Annotated in this window: 19 protein-coding genes; 10 read left to right on the plus strand and 9 right to left on the minus strand. The window is 40.4% G+C overall.

What is annotated here, in order from left to right:
- Nucleotides 1–12: 12 nt before the first annotated feature.
- Nucleotides 13–1533, plus strand: a complete 1521-nt coding sequence (gene nuoM / locus ABE954_RS08865) for an NADH-quinone oxidoreductase subunit M (protein ID WP_042844434.1) — start codon at nucleotides 13–15, stop codon at nucleotides 1531–1533.
- A 6-nt stretch (nucleotides 1534–1539) separates the two neighbouring features.
- The gene (gene nuoN, locus ABE954_RS08870) at nucleotides 1540–3000 is read left to right on the plus strand and encodes an NADH-quinone oxidoreductase subunit NuoN (protein ID WP_042844432.1); all 1461 of its coding nucleotides are present in this window, start codon (nucleotides 1540–1542) and stop codon (nucleotides 2998–3000) included.
- Between the two features lie 56 nt (nucleotides 3001–3056).
- Here nuoN and ABE954_RS08875 read toward each other — a convergent pair whose 3' ends face one another.
- On the minus strand, nucleotides 3057–4067 hold the full coding sequence (locus ABE954_RS08875) for an alpha-xenorhabdolysin family binary toxin subunit B (protein ID WP_166686856.1): 1011 nt from the start codon (nucleotides 4065–4067) through the stop codon (nucleotides 3057–3059).
- Between the two features lie 11 nt (nucleotides 4068–4078).
- Nucleotides 4079–5287 carry an alpha-xenorhabdolysin family binary toxin subunit A gene (locus ABE954_RS08880; protein WP_042844430.1) on the minus strand — a complete coding sequence of 403 codons (1209 nt, stop codon included), beginning with the start codon at nucleotides 5285–5287 and terminating at the stop codon, nucleotides 4079–4081.
- A 655-nt stretch (nucleotides 5288–5942) separates the two neighbouring features.
- Here ABE954_RS08880 and ABE954_RS08885 point away from each other — a divergent pair.
- The 6 genes from ABE954_RS08885 (at nucleotide 5943) to menE (ending at nucleotide 13078) form a co-directional block, all read left to right on the plus strand.
- Nucleotides 5943–7277, plus strand: a complete 1335-nt coding sequence (locus tag ABE954_RS08885) for an isochorismate synthase (RefSeq protein WP_166686855.1) — start codon at nucleotides 5943–5945, stop codon at nucleotides 7275–7277.
- Nucleotides 7278–7396: 119 nt separating this feature from the next.
- Complete coding sequence (gene menD / locus ABE954_RS08890; RefSeq protein ID WP_206227074.1) at nucleotides 7397–9070, plus strand: 2-succinyl-5-enolpyruvyl-6-hydroxy-3-cyclohexene-1-carboxylic-acid synthase; 1674 nt, start codon at nucleotides 7397–7399, stop codon at nucleotides 9068–9070.
- Complete coding sequence (menH, locus tag ABE954_RS08895) at nucleotides 9070–9834, plus strand: 2-succinyl-6-hydroxy-2,4-cyclohexadiene-1-carboxylate synthase (RefSeq protein WP_131680533.1); 765 nt, start codon at nucleotides 9070–9072, stop codon at nucleotides 9832–9834. Before menD ends, menH begins: the two co-directional genes overlap by 1 nt.
- Before the next feature lie 12 nt (nucleotides 9835–9846).
- The gene (menB, locus tag ABE954_RS08900) at nucleotides 9847–10704 is read left to right on the plus strand and encodes a 1,4-dihydroxy-2-naphthoyl-CoA synthase (protein ID WP_042844425.1); all 858 of its coding nucleotides are present in this window, start codon (nucleotides 9847–9849) and stop codon (nucleotides 10702–10704) included.
- On the plus strand, nucleotides 10704–11675 hold the full coding sequence (gene menC / locus ABE954_RS08905; RefSeq protein ID WP_042844424.1) for an o-succinylbenzoate synthase: 972 nt from the start codon (nucleotides 10704–10706) through the stop codon (nucleotides 11673–11675). The genes menB and menC overlap by 1 nt, the downstream gene beginning before the upstream one ends.
- Nucleotides 11663–13078, plus strand: coding sequence for an o-succinylbenzoate--CoA ligase (menE, locus tag ABE954_RS08910; protein WP_210846734.1), 1416 nt, complete (start codon nucleotides 11663–11665; stop codon nucleotides 13076–13078). The genes menC and menE overlap by 13 nt, the downstream gene beginning before the upstream one ends.
- A 34-nt stretch (nucleotides 13079–13112) precedes the next feature.
- Here menE and ABE954_RS08915 read toward each other — a convergent pair whose 3' ends face one another.
- Entirely contained in the window at nucleotides 13113–14555 is a 1443-nt protein-coding gene (locus ABE954_RS08915) for a catalase (protein ID WP_042844421.1), read from the minus strand.
- Nucleotides 14556–14889: 334 nt separating this feature from the next.
- On the opposite strand from ABE954_RS08915, the gene ABE954_RS08920 reads away from it, so the two are divergent.
- Nucleotides 14890–15432, plus strand: a complete 543-nt coding sequence (locus tag ABE954_RS08920; protein ID WP_042844420.1) for a YfaZ family outer membrane protein — start codon at nucleotides 14890–14892, stop codon at nucleotides 15430–15432.
- A 186-nt stretch (nucleotides 15433–15618) separates the two neighbouring features.
- On the opposite strand, the gene ABE954_RS08925 is transcribed toward ABE954_RS08920, so the two are convergent.
- Complete coding sequence (locus ABE954_RS08925; RefSeq protein ID WP_042844419.1) at nucleotides 15619–16545, minus strand: Rpn family recombination-promoting nuclease/putative transposase; 927 nt, start codon at nucleotides 16543–16545, stop codon at nucleotides 15619–15621.
- A 267-nt stretch (nucleotides 16546–16812) separates the two neighbouring features.
- The gene (gene tyrP, locus ABE954_RS08930; RefSeq protein WP_042844418.1) at nucleotides 16813–18021 is read right to left on the minus strand and encodes a tyrosine transporter TyrP; all 1209 of its coding nucleotides are present in this window, start codon (nucleotides 18019–18021) and stop codon (nucleotides 16813–16815) included.
- A 412-nt stretch (nucleotides 18022–18433) separates the two neighbouring features.
- Here tyrP and ABE954_RS08935 point away from each other — a divergent pair, with 412 nt between their 5' ends.
- Nucleotides 18434–19774 carry an anaerobic C4-dicarboxylate transporter gene (locus ABE954_RS08935; protein WP_048607497.1) on the plus strand — a complete coding sequence of 447 codons (1341 nt, stop codon included), beginning with the start codon at nucleotides 18434–18436 and terminating at the stop codon, nucleotides 19772–19774.
- 78 nt (nucleotides 19775–19852) lie between these two features.
- On the opposite strand, the gene yfaE is transcribed toward ABE954_RS08935, so the two are convergent.
- The 4 genes from yfaE to ubiG all read right to left on the minus strand — a co-directional run bounded on the left by yfaE (nucleotide 19853) and on the right by ubiG (nucleotide 24639).
- On the minus strand, nucleotides 19853–20116 hold the full coding sequence (yfaE, locus tag ABE954_RS08940; RefSeq protein WP_042844415.1) for a class I ribonucleotide reductase maintenance protein YfaE: 264 nt from the start codon (nucleotides 20114–20116) through the stop codon (nucleotides 19853–19855).
- A gap of 2 nt (nucleotides 20117–20118) precedes the next feature.
- Nucleotides 20119–21255, minus strand: a complete 1137-nt coding sequence (gene nrdB, locus ABE954_RS08945) for a class Ia ribonucleoside-diphosphate reductase subunit beta (RefSeq protein ID WP_042844414.1) — start codon at nucleotides 21253–21255, stop codon at nucleotides 20119–20121.
- Between the two features lie 11 nt (nucleotides 21256–21266).
- Entirely contained in the window at nucleotides 21267–23558 is a 2292-nt protein-coding gene (gene nrdA / locus ABE954_RS08950; RefSeq protein WP_042844413.1) for a class 1a ribonucleoside-diphosphate reductase subunit alpha, read from the minus strand.
- Nucleotides 23559–23916: 358 nt separating this feature from the next.
- A complete protein-coding gene (gene ubiG, locus ABE954_RS08955; RefSeq protein ID WP_042844412.1) occupies nucleotides 23917–24639 on the minus strand; it encodes a bifunctional 2-polyprenyl-6-hydroxyphenol methylase/3-demethylubiquinol 3-O-methyltransferase UbiG in 723 nt (240 codons plus the stop codon).
- Between the last annotated feature and the right edge of the window lie 108 nt (nucleotides 24640–24747).

Consider the following 24747-nt stretch of genomic DNA (forward strand, 5'->3'; position numbering starts at 1 on the left):
ACACATTGCGCCATGCTATTACCTTGGCTAATACTTATTCCCTTTATCGGAGGCCTGCTAAGTTGGCAGGCTGACCGGTTCAGTCACCGCGCTCCACGTTGGATTGCGCTGGCGACAATGGGATTAACACTTATTCTTTCCGTGCAATTGTGGTTACAAGGGAACTATTCTCTGGTTAATCCACAAGGCGTTCCACAATGGCAGTCTATTTTCTTTATGCCGTGGATCCCAGCACTGGGAATCAACATTCACTTAGCGATTGATGGTTTGTCACTATTAATGGTCGTATTGACGGCTATTATGGGCGCGTTTTCGATTCTGAGCTCATGGAGTGAAAACCAAAAGAACCAAGGTGCATATCACTTTAACCTGCTGTGGATTATCACAGGGGTGATGGGGATTTTCACTGCGGTTGACTTGTTCTTATTCTTCTTCTTCTGGGAGATGATGCTGATCCCGATGTATTTCCTAATTGCCAATTGGGGGCACAAAGGGTCAGAGAGTAGAAAACATATCAACGCAGCTACCAAGTTCTTTATTTATACGCAGGCGAGTGGTTTGATTATGTTAGTGTCCATCATTGGATTGGCACTGGCACACTTCAACTCAACAGGCACATTAACATTCAATTACGACCAACTGTTAGGCACACAAATGTCTAGTAGCGTCGCATTTATGTTGATGTTAGGTTTCTTTATTGCTTTTGCCGTTAAAATGCCATTAGTGCCATTCCACGGTTGGATGGCGGATACGCAAGAACAATCCCCAACCGCAGGTTCGGTGGACATTTCTGGTATTATGCTAAAAACCGCGGCTTATGGTTTGTTACGTTTTACTTTACCACTGTTCCCAGAAGCTTCTATCCAGTTCACGCCAGTTGCGATGACACTGGGTGTGATCAGTATCTTCTACGGTGCATGGTTAGCGTTCAAACAAACCGACATTAAACGTCTGGCGGCATACAGTAGCTTATCCCATATGGGGTTTGTGACAGTAGCGATTTATGCAAGTTCAGTGTTAGCGTACCAAGGTGCTGTGATCCAAATGATCACCAACGGCCTGTCAGGTGCAGCGCTGATTATCATCAGTGGTCAACTGTATGAGCGTACACAAACGCGTGATATGCGCATGATGGGTGGGTTGTGGAAACGCATTAAATGGTTACCAGGAATGTCCCTGTTCTTTGCCGCGGCAACGTTAGGCATGCCAGGTACAGGTAACTTCATTGGTGAGTTCATGATCCTGTTCGGTAGCTTCAGCCAATTCACATTAGTGACCTGCATTATGGTATTTGGTGTGGTGTTTGCTTCTATCTACTCGTTGTGGATGATGCAACAAACTTACTATGGCACACCAAAATCAGAAAAAGAAATGAAAGGGTTAACTGCGCGTGAATTCGGTGTGCTGCTGGCTCTAGCTGCTTTACTGGTTATTATCGGTTTCTATCCACAACCAATTTTAGATACTTCAATTGGTTCAATGGAAACATTGCATAACCTGTATTCTGCTTCACTTACAACATTAGGGCTGTAATTCGCCATGACAATAACTCCTCAAGAACTGATCGCAATATTACCACTGATGATCGTCGGGTTGACGGCAGTGGTTGTGATGCTGTCCATTGCGTGGCGACGCGATCACCTGACCAGCGCCGCGCTGACAGTATCTGGTTTTATTATTGCGTTGCTTTCACTGATTTGGGTGGCTGATGGCTACCTGATGGATGTGACTTCGCTTATCCGTGTTGATAACTTTGCACTATTCTACAGTGCATTAGTCTTAGTTGCAGGTATCGGTACTAGTATCTTTGCTTACCATTGGCTAGAAGGCTTTGGTGACAATAGGGATGAGTTTCACCTTTTAGTCGCTATTGCTGTGGCGGGTGGTGTGCTGTTATCTATGTCAAACCATATGGCGTCAATGTTTATCGGTATTGAACTGATTTCATTACCATTGTTTGGCTTAGTTGCTTATACCTTCGAACGTCGACGCACCTTAGAAGCAGGGATTAAATACATGCTGTTATCCGCAGCAGCGTCTTCATTCCTGTTATTTGGTATAGCATTACTGTATGCAGAGTCAGGCAGTTTAAGCTTTGCAGCGGTCGGTCAAAGCTTATCTGACAGCCAAATCCATGCGCCATTAATTATGATTGGTTTTGGGATGCTGATTGTGGGCTTCGGTTTTAAATTATCGTTATTCCCATTCCAGTTATGGACACCAGATGTTTACCAAGGTGCTCCTGCGCCAGTATCGGCATTTTTGGCAACAGGCAGTAAGATTGCTATCTTTGCCGTGCTAGTGCGTATTTTTATGGAAGCGCCAGTGACCAATAGCGACACTTTATCGATTGTTATCTCTGTCATTGCCATTGCCTCTATTTTATTTGGTAACTTGTTGGCAATTAGCCAAAAAAGTGCAAAACGCTTACTAGGTTACTCATCTATCTCTCATATGGGGTATTTGTTGGTAGCACTTGTTGCTTTACGTACCGTACCGGAATACGCCCAAACAACCATCGCTATTTACCTTGTAGGTTATCTATTTGCAAGTTTGGGGGCCTTTGGGGTAATCAGTATCGTTTCCAGCCCTTACCGTGGTGATGACCAAGATGACTTCAGTGCGTTCCGTGGCCTATTCTGGCACAAACCTGTGTTAGCAACGGTCATGACTATTATGATGCTATCACTGGCAGGTATTCCAATCACATTAGGGTTTATTGGTAAATTTTATGTGATTGCATCCGCAGTGAAAGCTGAATTATGGTGGTTAACTGGAGCTGTGGTGGTGGGTAGTGCAATAGGTTTGTATTACTACCTACGCTTTATGGCAAGCCTATATAGCCGTGATGCAGAACACGCAGAACGTTATACAGGCCCTGAAAAAGCGACATTGGGTACTGTGGTTGCCGTTATTTGTGCCATTGCAGTTATTGCATTTGGGGTTTGGCCACAACCACTTATCGATATCACATCAACAGCTCTTGCTGTGATTAACTGACGGTTAAACACATCATGTTGATGAAAACCGGTTACCTCAACAGTAACCGGTTTTTTTTAATCTGGAAGTTGCAATTGGTATTGATATTCCACCTCATTTAAATAGGTCATAAATATCTTACTTGCGACATGAATATGCGGCACATTCAGCGTTTGTTCAGATACATGTTCATTAATAAAGTCGCACCAAGACTCTAAATAGTTCCTCAGCAGGTTAGCTTGAGTAATGACTGACTGTACATTTAGAACGATAGTGGAGATTTCTTCTGATAGACTGATGAGCTTAGACACCCTGAAAATATTCGTATCAATCGCATTCATTTCCCCTTTCAATTCGATTATTAGGTCACTTAAATAGAGCCTAACATCAACAAGTTGCAGAAATTCTAAACCGTCATCAACCACAGCTAAGAGGTTTTTAATATAGCGTAGAGCCATCTTTAAAATCTGTTTTTTGTTTTTCGGTATGTCAATAGAATCTATCGATTCTTGATTTAAAAAGTATTTTTCAAAGAAATCGGTAATTTTTGTTTTTAAAATAATATCTTCAGCGGCTTTAATAATAGAGTGTTGTTGATTAACCTCATTAATTTTCATTTGAATATTTTTTTTGGCGGAGCTTAACAACCCTTTTTGGTTATTATATTCTTGAAGTTTATTCTTATTTGGCTTATCAATATTAAATGTTTGCAATGAATCGGTGGTGAATCGTATTTTATAAATGAATTTTTCTAATTCTAATTTTAGTTCAATGAGGTCTTCTATAAAACCAACTGTTAATATTTTATTCTTTAAATTCTCAATGTTATCAGGGTGATGGTTGTCATTATTGTTTTCGTTTAAATCATTAAATATTATATAATCTAATTTTATTTTTATAATTGGGATTGAATTTCTAATGAGTTGATTAAGACTTTCTGTTTTAATGGCGATTTTGTTTATTTTATCATAAATAACATAGTCATAATTTTTAATGTTCTTATTAAAATCAATGATGCTATTTGATATACATCTTAATTGGTATACATCAATGGAGGGCAATACAGGGATTTCGTTGTTATCATGCATATTCGTACCTTTTATTTAGAAGTGTTGTCATTTATTTGTAATTCATCAAATAATGTAATTAAATGAACTGAGTATTCTTGTATTTTATTCCAAGAGCTGATAACACGTTTAAATTGGGAGATAAACCTGATTAGTTTGTCTGCGTTATTAATTCTTTGAAAAACTTCAATTGATTGAGTAACTTCAGTTAAAATAACCAACCACATATAGTCTAAGTGGTCGATGGCTAGCCTCGCATCCTTGATAAACCCTTCAATTTTATGTAGGTTAATTTGCATATCAAACATCGTTTTTTGGATGAGTTTTTCTTGGTTAATTTTAGTGTTGATTTCTTCTATTTCTTTTAGGATGTTATTCCTTTTTATTCTTATGACTTCTGCTTTTGAACCAAAAATGCTGCTTGTAATAATAAGACCGATCACCCCACCAGCAAGCCCTGTAAAACAGAGTTTCACAAAATGGTTATATTCCTGATCAAGTTGCTGAACCTCATTTTTTTTAATTTCAATCATTTCTTTTAAGAAAGGTTCTGAGCTTTCATTATTACTTGGGTCAAGTTGCTGATAGAGACCTTTAATATTGAACAGTAATGATTCAACATGCTCGAAATTAGAAAGGTACCCCCCTGTAATATATGCCCTAAAATCAGATACGATATTTTTTATTTTTATCGTTTTAATTGACTGGTTTTTTATATCACTTTTAATTAAATTTAAAATGCTTACAAGCTCAGTCGCAATTTGTTGGTCATCGCTTTGATAAATGATTTCATCAAGTTTATTTTCTGCTAGGTCATCCAAATTATCAGACACTCTTTGTAAAATTGGCATGTGATTAATATACTCAATGACCTCATTACCAGTCTGAATGATATTTCGGCTAGTGAGTGAAAGATTAACAGATTGTTCTTTAACATGTTGTTCAACATTATCCCATGAATTAGCATGGTCGCGAATATTTATAATTGCTGTGGCTATATCATTAGAGTTAATAGGTAATACGGTTGAATCGGTAATGCCAAACCATTTTAAAATATCAGGTTTTTTCAATGGTAAAGAAAGGGCAAATTGTACATGCTGATGGATGTTGAGTAAATCTTCTAAAGTAAAAATGCCTGCAGACCGGGTGGAAAGTGAATCTTGATTTGTTAATAATGCTAATGTTGCATTACCTATATTTTCTTTTTCGATAATTCGGTCGTAATTTTCATGTGTATTCATTATTAATTCCAATTTAATTAAGTTAAAGGAGAAAGTTGAATTTAGTATTAATAACTATAATTATGATTGTAATACCGGTTTATGATGGTCAAGTGATGAAGATTTTATAACCATTAACCTACAAGAAACTGGAGAAAAGGTTGATAATAAAAAATGAAAATCAGAGACAAAAAATAATTTATAGCTATAAACAATAATATTCTGTTAAACAAACTCCCATTAAATGGGAAAGAGAGGGTTGTTACCTAATACAAGGCAATATTCATTCAAAGGGGAATTCCTGATGGAATTGTTAATTTAATCCTGAAGGTAAATTTTGGGGTACAAGATGTTTCAAAATGAAATAGACAAAGGGGGAAAGTGTCAATGGTTTAACCATAGTCAGCAAAAGATAAAATGACTATTATCAATAGATTAAATTAATATGTAATCACCTAATATATATAATAAACTATACTCATAAACTGAGAGATTTAGCGGTCAACAAGTAACAACATGAATGTCTTAAATTCAACCCTTTTATACTGTCTGTGTGATCGCTGGTGGCTATTTGGTGACATGGTGCTTACTGTGGGTCATCAATGTATTAAAAAATTACATTGCGCTATATAATAATTCAAAGTGAATCTGTGTGATGTAGCTGTAGGGATCGAAAGTGACATATAAAAAAATTGATAAAGTGATAACGGAAATTTTGGATCATTTGTCTACATTGACACTCAAAACGAAAGAGCATACTCGTCTTACTTGGCAACTGGATGGGCAACTTACTTTTCCAGGGCTTCCATGGTTATCTGAGCAAAACTGTTATCCGCAGTTCTATTGGTATCAAAGAACTGGCGCACAGGAGTGCAGCGCGATTGGAATGGTGAAATCATTTCATTCGATTGATGATGCACAAGCTTTTTTATCGCAACACCCTGAAAACCCGGATATGCGTTTGTGGGGGCTAAATGGTTGGAATGCAGTCGGGGAAGGTATTCCCGAAACCTTAAAGCAACAGGCCACGTTTTGTTTTTTGCCTCGTCTTGAGATCCATCGATTTCGTTCAACCGTTCATATAAGCGTCAATATAGATGGGGAAGAAGACCGACTGAATACACTCAGTTTTGTACAACAATTAACGTTAACGGCTAAAACGACATTAGCTCTTACAGCAGATATTATTGCGCAGGAACATATTCCTATGCGTGATGAATGGTGCCGTTTATTGAATTGTGCAATTGAGGATATGAAAGCAGGGAAAATGGAAAAAGTGGTGATGGCACGAGAGACTAAATTAACCCTGTCTGAACCGATTGCAGTCGCTGAACTTTTATCAAAAAGCCAGCAGGTTAATCATCATTGCTACCATTTTATGATGGCTTTTAATCAGCATTCAGGGTTTATTTCTTCTACGCCTGAACGTTTATACCTACGTCAAGGTGAGCAGCTTAATTCTGAAGCCTTAGCGGGAACGGTGGCAAATGACCCTGATGATGTCATTGCTGCTGAATATGCAAAATGGCTAATGGAAGACAAAAAAAATCAACATGAAAACCTCGTTGTAGTTGATGATATTTGCCAGCAGTTACAAGGTGCAGTGACAGGGGTCGACGTTTCTAGTGCGAAAGTCATTCGTTTAAGAAAAATTCAGCATCTTTACCGTTCGATAGTTGCAACTCTCGTCACGCCTTCTGATAGTGACTGTTTACAACGTTTACAGCCAACCGCTGCTGTTTGTGGGCTACCCAGAAATGTTGCGCGGCAATTTTTGGCTAAAAATGAACCTTTTTCACGTGGTTGGTATGCGGGAACAGGTGGGTTTATTAGTCTCAATAAAAGTGAGTTTGCGGTGTCTTTACGTTGCGCACAAATTGAAGGTGAGCATGTTTCTCTGTATTCAGGAGCCGGTATTGTGAGTGGTTCAGACCCTGAGCAAGAATGGATAGAAATAGAGAATAAAGCGGCTGGGTTAAAATCTTTATTTGGAAATAACGAAAAACCATAAAGTAAAAGTGGTTATTTTCTTTTTATTTTCAATTAGTTCATCAAAAATTGTCCTGAGATCAAGAAATTTTTCTTAGTCAGTTTAAACTGATTGATAATTAATAATTTGCTGAGCATATTATGTCTAATTCTGCTTTTAATATCCGTTGGGCTGAAGTGATTATTGAAGCGCTTGCTCGTCACGGTATGAAACATATTTGTATTGCGCCAGGCTCACGCTCTACGCCTTTGACTCTTGCGGCAATTAATAATGCAAAATTACACTGCCATACGCATTTTGATGAGCGTGGTTTAGGGCATTTGGCCCTAGGTTTAGCGAAAGCGAGCAATGAACCCGTTGGTGTTATTGTCACCTCAGGCACTGCTGTCGCTAACCTTTATCCTTCATTAATTGAAGCGGGCTTAACGGGGGAGAAAGTTATCTTCCTGACCGCAGATAGGCCTCCAGAATTAATTGATTGTGGTGCTAACCAAGCTATTCGCCAAGCCCATATTTTTGCTTCACATCCCGCTCAGTCATTAATGTTACCGCGCCCAACGCGCGATATTTCAGCCAAATGGCTGGTGTCAGCGGTGGATAACGGTATGAATCAACTCCATCATGGCGCTTTTCATATTAATTGCCCATTTGCTGAGCCGCTTTACGGTGAAAGTGAAGGCGATTATGAATGGCAGCAGACATTGGGTGACTGGTGGAACTCAAATCATCCATGGCTAAGTGAACCCTTAACTAATTCTGTTGCGCTCGTAGCTGATTGGTATTTTTGGCGACAGAAAAAAGGGGTTGTTATTGCTGGGAGAATGAATGTAAATGAGGGTGAAAAGGTCACTAAATGGGCTGAACAATTGGGGTGGCCAGTATTAGGTGATGTATTATCACAAACAGGGCAACCTTACCCTTGCGCAGATTTATGGCTTCAACACCCCGATGCTATTCGTATTTTAAAGCAAGCAGAATTAGTCGTGCAGTTTGGCTCAAGCCTGACAGGAAAACGGTTATTGCAGTGGCAAGCGAGTTGTGAACCACAAGAATACTGGGTAATCGATACAATTCCACAGCGCTTAGACCCTGCAAATCATACTGGTCGCAAATTAACATGCTCAATTAAAGGTTGGTTAGAAAACCACCCCGCACAACCACGCAGCTTATGGTGTGAGGAGCTTGTTACCTTAGCGCAGAAAGCACAACACTACGTGCATCAACAGTTAAGCGAGCAATTTTCAGAGGCCGCCATAGCGCATCAGTTGCCCGAATTATTGCCATCTCGCGGGCAGTTATTTGTTGGCAATAGCTTAATCGTACGCTTAGTCGATGCTCTAGCTCAATTACCGATGAACTACCCTGTGTATAGTAATCGTGGCGCAAGTGGCATTGATGGGCTGATTTCAACAATGGCGGGAGTGCAGCGAGCAACGGCAAGGCCAACGCTCGGGATTGTTGGGGACCTTTCTGCATTATATGATTTAAACAGCTTAGCATTATTACGTTCACCTTCAGCTCCAACTGTTCTGATTATTGTGAACAATAATGGTGGGCAAATTTTTTCTATGTTGCCCACACCGGAAGAGGCAAGAACAAACTATTATTGTATGCCGCAAAACGTGAGTTTTGAACCTGCCGCAAAAATGTTTGGTTTACAGTACTGCGCCTCAACGGATTGGCATTCGTTGAAACAGGCTATCCAGCAATTTTGGCACAATCAGCACGGTACATTACTTGTGGAGCTGGTGGTTGATAGCGATGAGGGTGCTCGTACTTTAAAACAATTAGTCAGCGATATCTCGGAGTTATAATGCTGTCAGCTCAACGTTATCACACGAATGCTTCAGGCCCTTGGTTAGTGTGGTTACATGGGTTACTGGGCAGCGCAAATGATTGGCTTCCAGTGATTGAGCAATTCAATAACTACCCATCATTAGCGGTCAATTTGCCGGGTCACGGCGCGTCGAAATCGGAAACTAATCATGGTTTTTTGCATTTTGACCAACAACTTAGTGCTGTATTACAGTATTATCAAATCCATGAATATTACCTAGTTGGTTATTCATTAGGTGCCCGCCTTGCAATGCATTTTGCCTGTTATCATCAGCCAAAGGGGTTATTAGGCTTAGTGATAGAAGGGGGGAATGTTGGTTTGAGCAGTGAGCAAGAACGGGTAGAGCGCAGAGCAAATGATGCTGCATGGGCACAGCGTTTTCGCTGCGAACCGATGAAACAAGTTTTGGATAGCTGGTATCAACAAAACGTGTTTGCTGACTTATCACCACTGCAACGCCAACAGTTAGTTTTATTACGCCAACAAAATAGCCCACAAGGAATTGCTGATATGTTAGAAAATACATCATTAGCAAAGCAACCTTTTTTGGCTGACAAATTGCACCAACTGGATTGCCCTTATCGCTATTTCTGTGGCGATAGAGATCAAAAGTTTCGAAGCGTTTCGCAACAATACGCTTTGCCGTTAACGCTGATTGAAAATGCAGGGCATAATGCTCATCGGGAAAACCCAATAGGTTATGCGGCTGCACTTCACCATTTTTTATCACAATGTGGTTAAAGGAATCTGATAATGATTTATCCAAGCGAAGAAAAATTATACGCGCCAATTGAATGGCAAGATTGTTCTACAGGGTTTGAAGATATTCGATATCATAAATCTCCTGAAGGGATTGCAAAAATTACGATTAACCGCCCTGAAGTGCGTAATGCTTTCCGCCCACAAACTGTGAAAGAGATGATCCAGGCATTATCTGATGCACGTTATGATGACCAAATAGGCACTATTATTTTAACTGGTGAGGGTGAAAAAGCTTTCTGTGCAGGGGGCGACCAAAAAATTCGTGGTGACTACGGTGGGTATCGCGATGAAAGTGGCACACACCATTTAAATGTCTTAGATTTCCAACGCCAAATACGTACCTGTCCAAAACCAGTTGTGGCGATGGTCGCCGGTTTCTCTATCGGCGGCGGTCATGTTTTACATATGATGTGTGACTTAACTATTGCGGCTGATAACGCCATATTTGGTCAAACGGGCCCTAAAGTTGGTTCATTTGACGGTGGCTGGGGCGCATCGTATATGGCACGTATTGTTGGGCAGAAAAAAGCACGTGAAATTTGGTTCCTATGCCGCCAATACAATGCGCAGGAAGCATTGGAGATGGGGCTAGTCAATACTGTAGTTCCTTATGCCGATTTAGAAAAAGAAACGGTACGCTGGTGTCGTGAAATGCTAGAAAATAGCCCGATGGCATTACGTTGTTTGAAAGCTGCCTTGAATGCAGATTGTGATGGTCAAGCTGGCCTGCAAGAACTGGCGGGTAATGCAACAATGCTATTTTATATGACAGATGAAGGTCAGGAAGGGCGCAATGCTTTTAACGAAAAACGCGCGCCAGACTTTTCTAAATATAAGCGTAATCCATAATGCGTAAAGCCACACTCTATTCGTTCAGCCTGCCAATGGAGGCAGGCGTCATCCTTCGTTATCAGCGTTTAAAAACTCGTGATGGGTTATTAGTCTGCTTAAAAGAGGGCGATAACGAAGGTTGGGGGGAGATTTCCCCTCTACCAGAGTTCAGTTCAGAAACATTAGAACAAGCAACCGCCGAAACTATTGTTCGATTGAATGAATGGATAAAACACGGCAAAATTTCTGAAAGTCTATTGCCTTCTGTTGCATTTGGTTGCAGTTGTGCACTTGCAGAATTGACTGGTGAATTGCCTGAGTCAGCGGATTATCGCAAAGCTCCTTTATGCAGTGGTGACCCCGATGATTTAATTCTAAGCCTTGATGCGATGGATGGTGAAAAGGTGGCTAAGGTCAAGGTTGGGTTATATGAAGCGGTACGTGATGGAATGGTCGTTAACCTATTATTAGAGGCAGTACCCGAGCTTAAATTGCGTTTAGATGCTAATCGGAGCTGGACTCGTGCGAAAGCTGACGGTTTTGCGAAGTATGTTAATCCTGACTATCGAAGCCGTATTGCATTCTTGGAAGAGCCCTGTAAAACCCGTGAAGAATCGTTGAAATTTGCAATGGATACGGGGATTAACATTGCTTGGGATGAAAGCGTGCGTGAAGACGGCTTTAAAGTCGAAGCGCAGGAAGGGGTTGCGGCAATTGTGATTAAACCAACATTGACGGGTAGCCTTAATTATTGCCGCTCTTTAGTTGAGGATGCGCATCGTTTAGGCTTACAAGCTGTGATTAGCTCATCCATTGAAAGCAGTTTTGGTTTAACACAATTAGCGCGTGTTGCACAGTGGTTAACACCAAACACTATTCCTGGTTTGGACACCGTTTCATTGATCCAATCGCAATTGATCCGTCCTTGGCCCCAGTGCGAAATAGCTGTTCAGCAACTCGATGAATTAACGGTCGTATGGCAGAGTTAATCCATTTTAATGACTGGCCTTGGCAACATTGGGCCAGTCTTTACCCCGACTCAATCGCATTATTGACGGATTCTGAGCGTATTACTTGGAAAGCCTTAAGCCAACAGGTCACCGACCTTGCCAATTACTTTTCAATGCAAGGGGTCAATCAAGGGCAATGTGTTGTCTTACGAGGTAAAAACTCTATCGAATTGTTGCTAAGCCAGTTAGCTCTTATTGCTTGTGGTGCAAGGGTGTTGCCTCTTAACCCGCGTCTACCAGAAAGGTTATTAGGGGAACTATTGCCACACCTTGATGTGAGTGCTGCTATTGATTTTACTGGTGAATCAGGTGTCTTAGCTGAGTATCGAAACTTAGATTATCAGCAGTATTATCATTTTATTGATGATAATGCTTTTCAGACAGTTGATTTTTTGACCGCATTAGAACAACCCGCAACACTCATATTAACTTCCGGCTCAACCGGCTTACCAAAAGCCGTCGTTCACAGTGTATTTGCCCACTTATGTAGTGCAAAAGGGGTTGTCAGTGTGATGAGTTATCAACAAGCGGATTGTTGGTTGCTTTCTTTGCCGCTATTTCATGTTTCAGGACAAGGTATTATTTGGCGCTGGCTACTCCAAGGGGGCAGTTTAGCGTTGAAAACCTCACCATTGGCCGAAGCCTTGCAGGATGTTACGCACGCATCCCTAGTTCCAACACAATTATGGCGTTTGTTAAACGAAGAAACTGCCAGTCAGCTTGTGTTAAAAGAAGTTTTGTTGGGGGGGGCGATGATACCTACGACACTCACAGATTTAGCAGAAAGCCGCGGAATTGCTTGCTGGAGTGGTTATGGGATGACTGAAATGGCATCCACTGTTTGTGCTAAACGTGCAAATGGTAAAAAAGGTGTCGGCTTACCATTAAAAGGTAAGCAAGTACGTATTATTAATGATGAAATCCAAATCAAGGCAGATAGCCAAGCAATAGGGTATTGGTTTGATGGTGAGGTCAAGCCGTTAAACTGTATTGACGGCTGGTTTAAAACCAATGATAAAGGCGCTTTTACTGAAGGTGAGTACCAGATACTCGGTCGATTAGACAATTTATTTATCAGTGGCGGTGAAAATATTCAACCAGAAGATATCGAATCCGTCATAAACTCTCACCCTGATGTCAGCCAAAGTTTTATTATTCCTGTTGATGATGAACAATTTGGTCAACGGCCAGTCGCAGTCATTGAAATTAATGAAACAACGGATTTAAATAAACTGGCAGATTGGTTGAAAGATAAACTCGCCTCCTATCAATATCCTACAGCGTTTTATTATTTAGCTCCTGAGCTGAAAGCTGGCGGGATCAAAGTTTCTCGCCAACAAGTAAAACACTGGCTATATACAAAGGCAGTGTTTAGTCATTAAAAAGTGGCAGGGATTCTCCTGCCACTCAAGCGAATTATTTTTTCAGAGCGTTTAATGCTTTTTCCACGCCTGCACCATACTCAGGGTGAACTTGTTTAAATAACCCAATTTGGCGTATTTGGGTTTCTTCTGTTGCGTCAATCAGTTCCCCCGCAATACGTTTAAACATTCTTTGATGTTCTGCATCATCCAGTAGTTCATACAAGGCGCGAGGCTGGCTGAAATAGTCTTGGTCTTCACGATGATCCCAATGGTCAGCAGCACCTTCGATAGATAATGGCGGCTCACTGAAATCCGGTTGTTCTTGGAATAAGCCTGCTTCATTTGGCTCATAAGTGACATTATTGCCACTATTGCCATCCACACGCATAGCTCCATCACGATGGTAATTGTGGAATGGGCAGCGAGGTGCGTTTACAGGGATTTGGTGGTGGTTGACGCCAAGGCGGTAACGGTGCGCATCGCCATAAGAGAATAAACGCCCTTGTAACATTCTATCTGGTGAGAAACCAATACCCGGGACGATATTTGCTGGGCTGAATGCTGCTTGTTCGACATCAGAAAAATAATTATCTGGGTTACGGTTAAGTTCAAAATAGCCAACATCAATTAATGGGTAATCCTTATGTGGCCAGACTTTAGTTAGGTCAAATGGGTTATAAGGAACTTGCGATGCTTCTTTCTCAGGCATGATTTGAACCTGTAAGTTCCAGCGAGGAAAGTCACCTTTTTCAATAGATTCAAATAAATCACGTTGTGAGCTTTCTCTATCTTTACCGACTAATTGTTCTGCTTGCTCATCAGAGAGGTTTTGGATGCCTTGTTGGCAGCGGAAATGGAATTTGACCCAAAATCGCTCGTTATCACTATTGATAAAGCTATAAGTATGGCTACCAAAACCGTGCATATGACGGTAACTTTGAGGGATGCCTCGATCACTCGCATCAATGGTCAATTGGTGCAAAGATTCAGGTAACTGAGAGAAAAATGCCCACTTATGTTCCATAGTACGTAAATTAGAGCGTGGGTCGCGCTTAACCACGTGGTTTAAATCAGGGAATTTCAAAGGGTCACGGAAGTAAAAAACTGGGGTATTGTTACCAACCATATCCCAGTTACCTTCTTCTGTATAAAACTTCAGTGCAAAACCTCTGATATCACGTTCTGCATCTGCGGCACCACGCTCACCTGCAACGGTAGAAAAGCGGGCAAACATTTCGGTTTTTTTTCCAATTTGCGAGAAAATTTTTGCCCTTGTGTAACGGGTAATATCATGTGTCACCGTAAAGGTACCGAATGAGCCTGAACCTTTTGCATGCATGCGTCTTTCTGGGATCACTTCACGGTCAAAATGAGCCAGTTTCTCTAAAAACCAAACATCCTGTAATAACATAGGGCCGCGTTTACCCGCGGTCATGACATTATTATTATTGGCGACGGGAGCGCCAGAAGCGGTAGTAAGCCCTTTCTTTTTCATCAAAATACTCCTAATTCTGGATTAAATGACTACACAAACCTAACTAATAAGTTAATCTTTTGTAAAAAAATAAAATCATTACTACAATGAACCTATAAACCAGTATAATTACCATGGTATTAATAATCTAATTAATATGACCAATTACTGTGATTAACATGGCAATAGTGGTATTCATATTACTGTTATTGAATGATATACCTTTGATTTGATAAAATTATTTGAGAATTTGTCGTATTTTATGTATAGCTTGAGTAAATCTGAGTAATAAAGACTGAGGATTACGTAAAATTCGCGTAGTATCCGCATGTAATAATTTGAAGAGGATAAGATAATGCGCAAAGTATTGTTATTAGCAGCGGCCATGTCGCCATTTTTTGTTGGTACTGCACAGGCAGTTTCAGTTAGTGCTCAAGCAGGTAAACATTTTACGGAATTGTCCGCTGGGTTGGGTAACCCAAATGCCGGTTTAGCGTTTAATGGTTCTTGGGCGCGCAGTGACCATGATGGTCAAATGGGGAGCCTCGGCGCTACATTTGGTTTGCCAATTGGGCCTTTTTCTGCTCATGTTGGTGGTAAAGGGTTATATTTATCGCCTGATAACAATAGTAATGGTGCTGCATTAGCTGTTGGTGGTGGGGTAAATTGGCAAGCTTTGCCTTCATTAAATATTTATGGTGAAGCTTATGGTGCTCCTGAGCAACTGACATCAGGCAGCAAATCGTACGTAGAAGCTAAAGCGGGCGCACGTTACACGGTATTCAAGCCGTTATCTATTGATGCTGGGTATCGGTTAATTGAAATGAAAGGTAGCCATGGCAACAACAGTGATAAAGTTGCAGATGGTTGGTATGTGGGAGCAGGGCTTTCATTTTAAAACTTTTCTCGTATTTTAATCAGTTCCTAATCCGGGATTAACCCCTTAGATTGGGAACTGATAATTCCACCTTATTTTTTATTATCATAAATATTCTTTATTTAAAAGCCGCTTGAAACAAAATAATAACTAAGCTTATTTATTACGATGTTGCTCACATTGCACATACTAATAGCTGTTAGAGGGTTACTGTAATGAAACCAGTACTTCACGGCTTAACCCCGTGCTTTCCATAATAATTTCTAGGCTAACCCCTTGTTTAAGTAAATTACTCGCCAAAACAATTGTTGCCTCTTCACGCCCTTTTTCTCGCCCTCGCTCAATGCCTTCAAGTAGACCTTCTTGGCGGCCTTTATCCTGTAACCGCTGTGCAATATTCATTATAGTTTCCTTATGTTTTTCGGTTTGCTCCCCCAATGCCTGCACAATATGTTCGAAATTAGTGGAGTCCAACGCAATGAACAAATAATTCAAGATAGTCACGATATCATTATCGCTATTATAGTGTTGATTAAGTGCCTGTGCCAAGAGCGGCAGAACTTGCTGAAATTCATCCCGTAAATACTTATGTTTCATCGCCAGCTCCATGACAGCGACTTTCCGATGATTAACCAATTGACTATCCTCTATTACCGTGACATCTACCAATGGGAATGGCTGTGTGTATAGCCCATTAGCGATATCTGGGAGTGTAAAACAATCCGTCCATAATTGCGTATAGGGGTATGGAGACCGCCCACCGTGATAAAAAAGAACTGGCACCACAAGAGGGGGCGTCTTATTACCTTGTTGCAGATGTTGGTTCATCGCTAAAAACGCATAATGCATTAAACGCCAAGCCATAAGTTTATCTGGGGTTGACTGGTGTTCGACTAAAAGATAAAGGTAACCTTTTCCGTGGGTTGTTTGCACTGAATATAAAACATCGGATAAACGTGAGCGCAGTTGTTTATCAATAAATGAAGAGTTAGTTAGGGCTAGCGTATTAAAATCACATAATGACTTAATATGATTAGGGAGGTGAATATCAAAAAAGTCTCGGGCATTCTCAATTTTCGTCATAAAGCCTTTAAAAGCGGCATCATGTGCAGTAGATATCCGTTTTTTCTGCATCCAATTATCCTTATTGGCAGCCAATGATAACAAGCAGTAACGTCACTACACCACAATAGAATAAGCAGACAAAGTTGTCTGCTCGGTATTATTTACTGATAAGGAGTGATATTTTGGAGGTAAATTTTAAGAGGTGTATTAACTCAGAGTAAAATATAGGGATGATGAATGATTGGGTTAATGGATAAAGGTAATAACAATAAAACTCAATCCTGAGTAAAAGACTTCAAATGGCATGATATTGAAGTCTTTTACTTTATCGAGAGCTTACCCAACGTTTGGTAAAAAACCAGCAACAATAGCAAATTGGATAGCGATGACAGCGATACCGCAAAGTAGCACTAAACCTAATATTGGTGTGCCACCCTTAACTTGGTATTCACCTTGCGTTTCAACTTTACGCACCCGTAAGGTTAAGAGCGCAGGGATAATCAGTGCAAGAACAGACAGTGCAACAGCAGCATAAGTTAAGGCCTGCACGAAACTGCTAAAAAATAAGGCAGCTAACAGCGGCGGTATGAAGGTTAATAAACCTGTTTGAATGCGACCAAATAGGTGGTTACTGCGCTTAAATAGGTCGGCAAGATAATCAAATAGGCCAAGGGCAACACCTAAAAAGGAAGTCGCTAAGGCTAAATCCATAAATAAACTAACAGCGATATTTACACGGGGTGTAGCCACAACATCACGGATTGCAGTCAGTAGCCCGTTTAGGCCAGATTGTTGCGCAAGGATCCCGATAAACGTATGAGAGGGAATTGACCCAAGCGTTGCGATTTGCCACAGAATATAGGCGACTAGTGGGATAGCACTACCCGTAATAAAAATCATACGTAATTTACGCACATCACCATTCATATAGTTCACCAAGCTAGGCACGCTTCCATGGAACCCAAATGAAGTGAATATAACGGGCACGGCCGCAAGAAGTAGGCCTTTTTCAACTGGCATTGTGCTTAAGTTAATAGCTTCGGCATGGGGCATCATCACGACTAACATAATCACTAAAAAAACAGTTTTTGCAGTGAATAAAATTCGATTAATAAAGTCTACAGAGTGGGTGCCTATGCAGACAATCGCACCACCGATAATTGTGAACGCAATAATGGCAGTATCCGTCGAAATGTTAATACCCCACCATGAAGAAAAACTGTCTGAAATTAGAACACCGGCACCGCCAATATATGCAGTCGTTAAGGCGTACATTAATAACAGCATACTGAGGCCTGTTACTATTTGCCCTGTGGGACCTAGATATTTCTTAGCAACAGACCCTAATCCCATGTTGGCTGGGTTATGTTGATATACTTCAACTAATAGCAATGAGGTATAGCTCATTAACATCCACAAACCAACAAGCAAACAGACGATGCCTGTGAAACCGACACCTGCAGCAGCAAGTGGCATTGCCAGCATCCCAGCCCCTATTGTTGTTCCTGCAACGATTAACACACTGCCAAGCGTACGATTCTTCACAAGTTCCTCTAATTGAAATTAATTTATTAATAAGTGCAGCAGATTATGCGATTGCACGTGCGCTGTCAAATGTAAATTACAGGTGGTGTATATATATATTTACACCTTAAATTTAGTTGAGACTAAAAGAATGGCTAAATAAATACAGGTTAATTAAATGAAAAAATAATGAGAGATAAACGTAAATTCAAAGAGGAGGCATATGTTAAAAAATAGAGGGTAATTAATTGATTTTTCTATATAGACTAATTAACTGGGCAGTATGGCAGTTACTTAAGGTGAATTGTGTGATGGGGCTATAACAAAAGCATAAAAAATAAAATTAAATTGATTTTGAAATTATCATAAATCAAATTAATGAATATAAATCATCCGGATAATATAGGCAGACATATCTATAAAGGATGAAACTATGGACTTCATGATACAACTTGCCATTATCCTTGTTTGCTTGTTTTACGGAGCAAAAAAAGGTGGGATGGCGTTAGGGCTTTTGGGTGGTGTTGGTCTCGTAATTTTAGTTTTTGGGTTTGGCTTACCGCCAGGAAAACCGCCTGTTGATGTTATGCTTGTTATCATTGCTGTTGTTGCCGCATCAGCAACGTTACAAGCATCAGGCGGTTTAGATGTCATGCTGCAAATTGCAGAACGATTACTACGGAAAAACCCTAAATACATCTCTATTGTGGCACCATTTGTGACATGCATTTTAACCATTTTGTGTGGTACAGGGCATGTTGTTTATACTATTTTACCTATCATTTATGATGCAGCGATTAAAAACAATATTCGTCCAGAAAGACCAATGGCTGCAAGTAGTATTGGTGCACAAATGGGGATTATAGCTAGCCCTGTATCAGTGGCTGTTGTTTCACTCGTTGCAATGTTAAATGGGGTGACGATAAACGGGCAATCTCTTGAATTTCTAGATTTATTGGCCATTACTATCCCATCAACATTATTAGGTATTTTAGCTATTGGTATCTTTAGTTGGTTTAGGGGGAAAGATCTTGATAAAGACCCCGTATTCCAAGAGTTTATTTCTGTCCCTGAAAACCATGATTATGTATATGGTGACAGTGTGACATTACTGGATAAAAAACTGCCTAAAATTAATTGGGTAGCGATGTGGATTTTCCTAGCATCTATTGCAGTCGTTGCATTATTAGGCGCTTTTTCTGAATTAAGACCACTAGTGAATGGTAAACCACTTTCTATGGTATTAGTGATCCAGATGTTTATGTTATTGGCAGGAGCGCTAATTATTATCATCTGTAAAACTAATCCAGGGCAAATATCGAAGAATGAAGTTTTCCGCTCAGGGATGATTGCTATTGTCGCGGTATATGGTATCGCATGGATGGCTGAAACCATGTTTGGTGCACACATGGATGAGATCAAAGGAACACTTGGTTCTTTAGTTAAGGATTTCCCATGGGCATATGCGGTTATTTTACTATTGGTGTCTAAATTCGTTAATTCACAAGCAGCGGCATTGGCAGCGGTTGTGCCTATCGCATTAGGAATTGGTGTTGACCCTGCTTATATTATTGCTTCTGCACCAGCTTGTTATGGTTATTATATTTTACCAACTTATCCTAGTGACCTTGCAGCGATTCAATTTGACCGCTCAGGAACAACACGTATCGGTAAATTTGTTATCAACCACAGTTTTATCTTGCCGGGGTTAATTGGGGTGGGCGTCTCTTGCGTATTTGGCTGGGTATTTGCCGCTTTATATGGTTACCTATAAACCGATAGCAATCTCATAAGATGAAAAGCGATTGCATGGAAAGTCAATTACCATGCAATCGCTAACGATATTAAACTATCAACCAATTTCAATGTCAGAAAGCGGGTGGCAACAACAAGGTAATATTTCACCTTCTTGAACAAATGCCAAAGGTTTACGCTTATAGCCGACTTTTCCACGTAATAACATCACACGACATGAACCACAGTAGCCTTCACGGCATTGATATTCGACAGGAACACGACTATCTTCGAGAGCTTCCAATAAACACGAATGGATTTCAGTATGGAAGGGGACTTGAACACCCTGCGTTAATCGCAGGGTGATTTTATGGCTAGCCATAATTACAGTTCGAAGTCGCTCAGGTCGTCGGTATCGACTTGAGAGTCAATTTGACCAACTAGGTAAGAACTAACTTCAACTTCTTGAGGTGCGACCTGTACGTTATCTGAAACTAACCATGCGTTAATCCATGGTATCGGGTTGGAGCGCCCTTCGAAAGGTAATTTCAAACCTACCGCTTGCATACGGATATTAGTAATGTATTCAACGTATTGGCATAAAATATCTTTATTTAAACCAATCATTGAACCTTCACTAAATAGGTAATCAGCCCACTCTTTTTCTTGTTCCGCTGCTTGTACGAACAAGTCGTAGCATTCTTGTTCACATTCCGCTGCAATTTCTGCCATTTCAGGGTCATCTTGACCTGAACGCAATAGGTTAAGCATGTGTTGAGTACCGGTTAGGTGCAACGCTTCATCACGCGCAATTAGCTTGATGATTTTTGCATTCCCTTCCATCAGTTCACGCTCAGCAAAAGCAAATGAACAAGCAAAACTAACATAAAAACGGATGGCTTCTAGGGCATTAACACTCATTAAGCACAGGTAAAGTTGCTTTTTAAGTTGGCGTAGAGAAACGGTGACTTGCTTGCCATTACAATTATGAGTGCCTTCACCAAACATATGGTAGTAGTTAGTCATTTCGATTAGGTCATCATAAAAACCAGAAATGTCTTTTGCACGCTTTAAAATTTCTTCATTTTCAACAATATCATCAAAAATGATGGCAGGGTCATTTACGATATTACGAATAATATGCGTATAAGAACGTGAGTGAATAGTTTCAGAAAATGCCCACGTTTCTACCCAAGTCTCTAACTCAGGAATTGAAATTAATGGCAACAGAGCCACATTTGGGCTGCGACCCTGAATAGAGTCAAGCAGCGTTTGGTATTTCAGATTACTGATGAAAATATGCTTTTCGTGTTCTGGCAATGCATTATAGTCAATGCGGTCGCGCGACACGTCAACTTCTTCTGGTCGCCAGAAAAATGACAGTTGTTTTTCAATCAGTTTTTCAAAAATAGGGTATTTTTGCTGATCATAGCGTGCCACGTTAACCGGCTGGCCGAAAAACATCGGTTCCAGCATTTGGTCATTTTTCTTCTGTGAAAACGTTGTATATGTATGTGACATAACCATTCCTATTAAATTTTACACGCGCCGCCTTCGCAATCGGAATCTGCTGACTCAACAACTTCTTCCAGATCACCTTGCACATCTTCCGCGCCATCGCGGGTGTTATGATAGTAAAGTGTTTTCACACCAAACTTATAGGCGAGCAATAAATCTTTTAGCAATTGGTTCATTGGTACTTTACCGCTCTCGAAACGAGTTGGGTCATAGTTTGTGTTTGCAGATATCGACTGGTCGATAAATTTCTGCATGATACCAACGAGTTGTAAATAACCGCTATTTGAAGGCATTTGCCATAACAGTTCATAAGCACTTTTAAGATTTTCGTAATCAGGGACGACCTGACGTAAGATGCCATCTTTAGATGCTTTAATACTGATGTAACCACGTGGCGGCTCAATACCATTGGTTGCGTTTGAAATCTGGGATGATGTTTCAGAAGGCATCAAAGCAGATAATGTAGAGTTACGCAGACCATGTTGTTTAATGTCTTGGCGAAGTGCTTCCCAATCATAATGTAAAGGCTCATTAGTTAACTTATCGAGTTCTTTTTTATAAGTATCGATCGGTAACACACCTTGTGCATAAGTGGTTTCATTGAACCATGGGCAAGCGCCTTGCTCTTTTGCTAGTTCATTTGAGGCTTTCAACAGGTAATATTGAATTGCTTCAAAGGTTTTATGCGTTAGATTATTTGCACTGCCATCGGAGTAACGAACACCATGTTTTGCCAAATAATAAGCATAGTTGATCACGCCAATACCTAAGGTACGACGGCCCATAGACCCTTGCTTCGCTGCAATAATTGGGTAATCTTGATAATCGAGTAGGGCATCTAACGCACGGACAGCTAACGTAGCTAATTCTTCTAACTCATCAAGGCTTTCAATTGCACCTAAGTTGAAAGCAGAAAGTGTACATAGCGCGATTTCACCATTTTCATCATTAATGTTATTTAATGGTTTTGTCGGTAATGCAATTTCTAAACACAGGTTCGATTGACGAACGGGTGCAACTTGTGGGTCAAATGGGCTATGTGTATTACAGTGGTCAACGTTTTGAATATAAATACGACCAGTAGATGCACGCTCTTGCATCATTAATGAAAATAGCTCAACGGCTTTTACGGCGGTCTTGCGAATATTTTCATCTTGTTCATATTTCACATACAAGCGTTCGAATTCTTCTTGATCGGCAAAGAAAGCGTCATAAAGACCCGGCACATCAGATGGGCTGAATAACGTGATATCTTGGTTTTTAATCAAGCGTTCGTACATCAATTTATTTAACTGAACGCCGTAGTCCATATGACGAACACGGTTACCTTCAACACCACGGTTATTTTTTAGAACCAATAAGCTTTCAACTTCTAAGTGCCAGATTGGGTAGAATAATGTTGCTGCACCACCGCGGACGCCACCTTGAGAACAAGATTTAACCGCTGTTTGGAAGTGCTTATAAAATGGTATACAGCCAGTATGGAATGCTTCACCACCACGAATAGGGCTACCTAATGCACGGATACGCCCTGCATTTACACCAATTCCTGCACGTTGTGAAACATATTTGACAATGGCACTTGATGTGGCGTTGATAGAATCAAGGCTGTCTCCACATTCAATTAGAACACAAGAACTAAATTGACGCGTAGGTGTACGTACCCCAGCCATAATTGGCGTAGGTAGTGAAATTTTGAAGGTAGATACGGCATCGTAGAAACGGCGAATGTAATCAAGACGTGTTTCTTTTGGGTAATGTGAAAATAGACAAGCCGCAACTAATATATATAAAAATTGCGCACTTTCGTATATTTCACCAGTTACGCGGTTTTGTACTAAATATTTGCCTTCGAGCTGTTTAACCGCAGCATAGGAAAAATTCATATCACGCCAATGGTCAATAAAACTATCCATTTGCTCGAACTCTGCTTCGGAGTAGTCTTCCAGCAAATGCTTATCATATTTCCCCATTTCAACGAGGTGTTTTACATGTGCATACAGTGCTGGTGGCTCAAATTGGCCATAGGCTTTCTTGCGTAGGTTAAATATCGCAAGACGTGCGGCAAGATATTGGTAATCTGGTGTTTCACCAGTAATCAAATCGGCTGCTGCTTTGATCATCGTTTCGTGAATATCAGAAGTTCTGATCCCATCATAAAACTGAATCTGTGAACGTAACTCCACCTGAGAAACAGATACGTTACTGAGGCCTTCAGCAGCCCAGGTTATTACCTTGTGGATTTTATCGAGATTAATGCGTTCTTTATGTCCATCACGTTTTGTGACTAACAGACTCTGGTTCATGAGCAAATGCACCTTGGTTGAACAACAAATAGTGTAATGCAAACATAAAAAAGCCCATGGTTAAATGCCATGAGACTAGTTGTGTTATGTTTTGCCTTACTACTATATGTAGTAGTTTGTTGAGAATACCATAACAAGATAATGTTAATATGCGATTTTATCAAGTGAACAAATTGCGGGGTTCTTGTGGATAACTGGTTGGATAAGAAAATAGATCATGTCGGTAAGCTGCATGGTAAAAGGAACTAATAAAAAAAAAGCTTCCGACATGAGGACTAAAATAAATTTTGTAAATTGCGATCGTTTGCTGCTTTCTTAAACGTACTGCTTGCGATTTATTCTTTTCGCGACTAACAGACTATTCGCTGATCGTGTGCAGCATATAATTGACATCCACATTTGGGCCAAGCCAAAATTTATCAGTCATAGGGTTATAGTGCAACCCTATGATATGTTTATCTTTTAACTGTGTTCCATCGACCCAGCTAATCAATTCTGATGGGCGAATAAATTTATTCGCATCATGAGTCCCTTTGGGGACCATTTTCATCACATACTCTGCAGCAACAACTGCCATCAACCAAGCTTTTTTATTACGATTAATAGTAGAAAAAATAACATGGCCACCTGGTTTAACTAATTTTGCGCAGGCTCTGACGACAGATTGTGGGTCTGGCACATGCTCTAGCATTTCCATGCAAGTTACAACATCATAGGCTTGAGGGTGTTTATCTGCATGTTGTTCAACCGTTTCTTGAACATATTCAACAGGAATACCTGATTCAAGAGAATGCAAACGTGCAACCATTAAAGGTTCCGCGCCCATATCTAGGCCAGTAACCTCCGCGCCTTCACGCGCCATACTTTCTGATAAAATGCCGCCACCACAGCCTACATCAAGAATTTTTTTACCGAAAATCCCCTCTACACGTTGCATGATGTACCCTAAACGTAATGGGTTAATACGGTGTAAAGGGGCGAACTCGCCTTCTAAATCCCACCAGCGGGACGCGATGGATTCAAATTTTTCAATTTCTTGTTTATCGACATTAAGATACGCTGGGGTTTGGGTATCACTCATTAAAGAAGCTCCTATTTTGATCCTATTACCCGATAGACCTATTATTGATAGCCTGATTTTAATAGGGGAGGTGATAGGCGCCCGTTTATTATTGAAGGTTAAAATGCA

Origin of the sequence: Providencia sp. TYF-12 (assembly GCF_041344805.1) — a bacterium.
Taxonomy (GTDB): domain Bacteria; phylum Pseudomonadota; class Gammaproteobacteria; order Enterobacterales; family Enterobacteriaceae; genus Providencia; species Providencia huashanensis.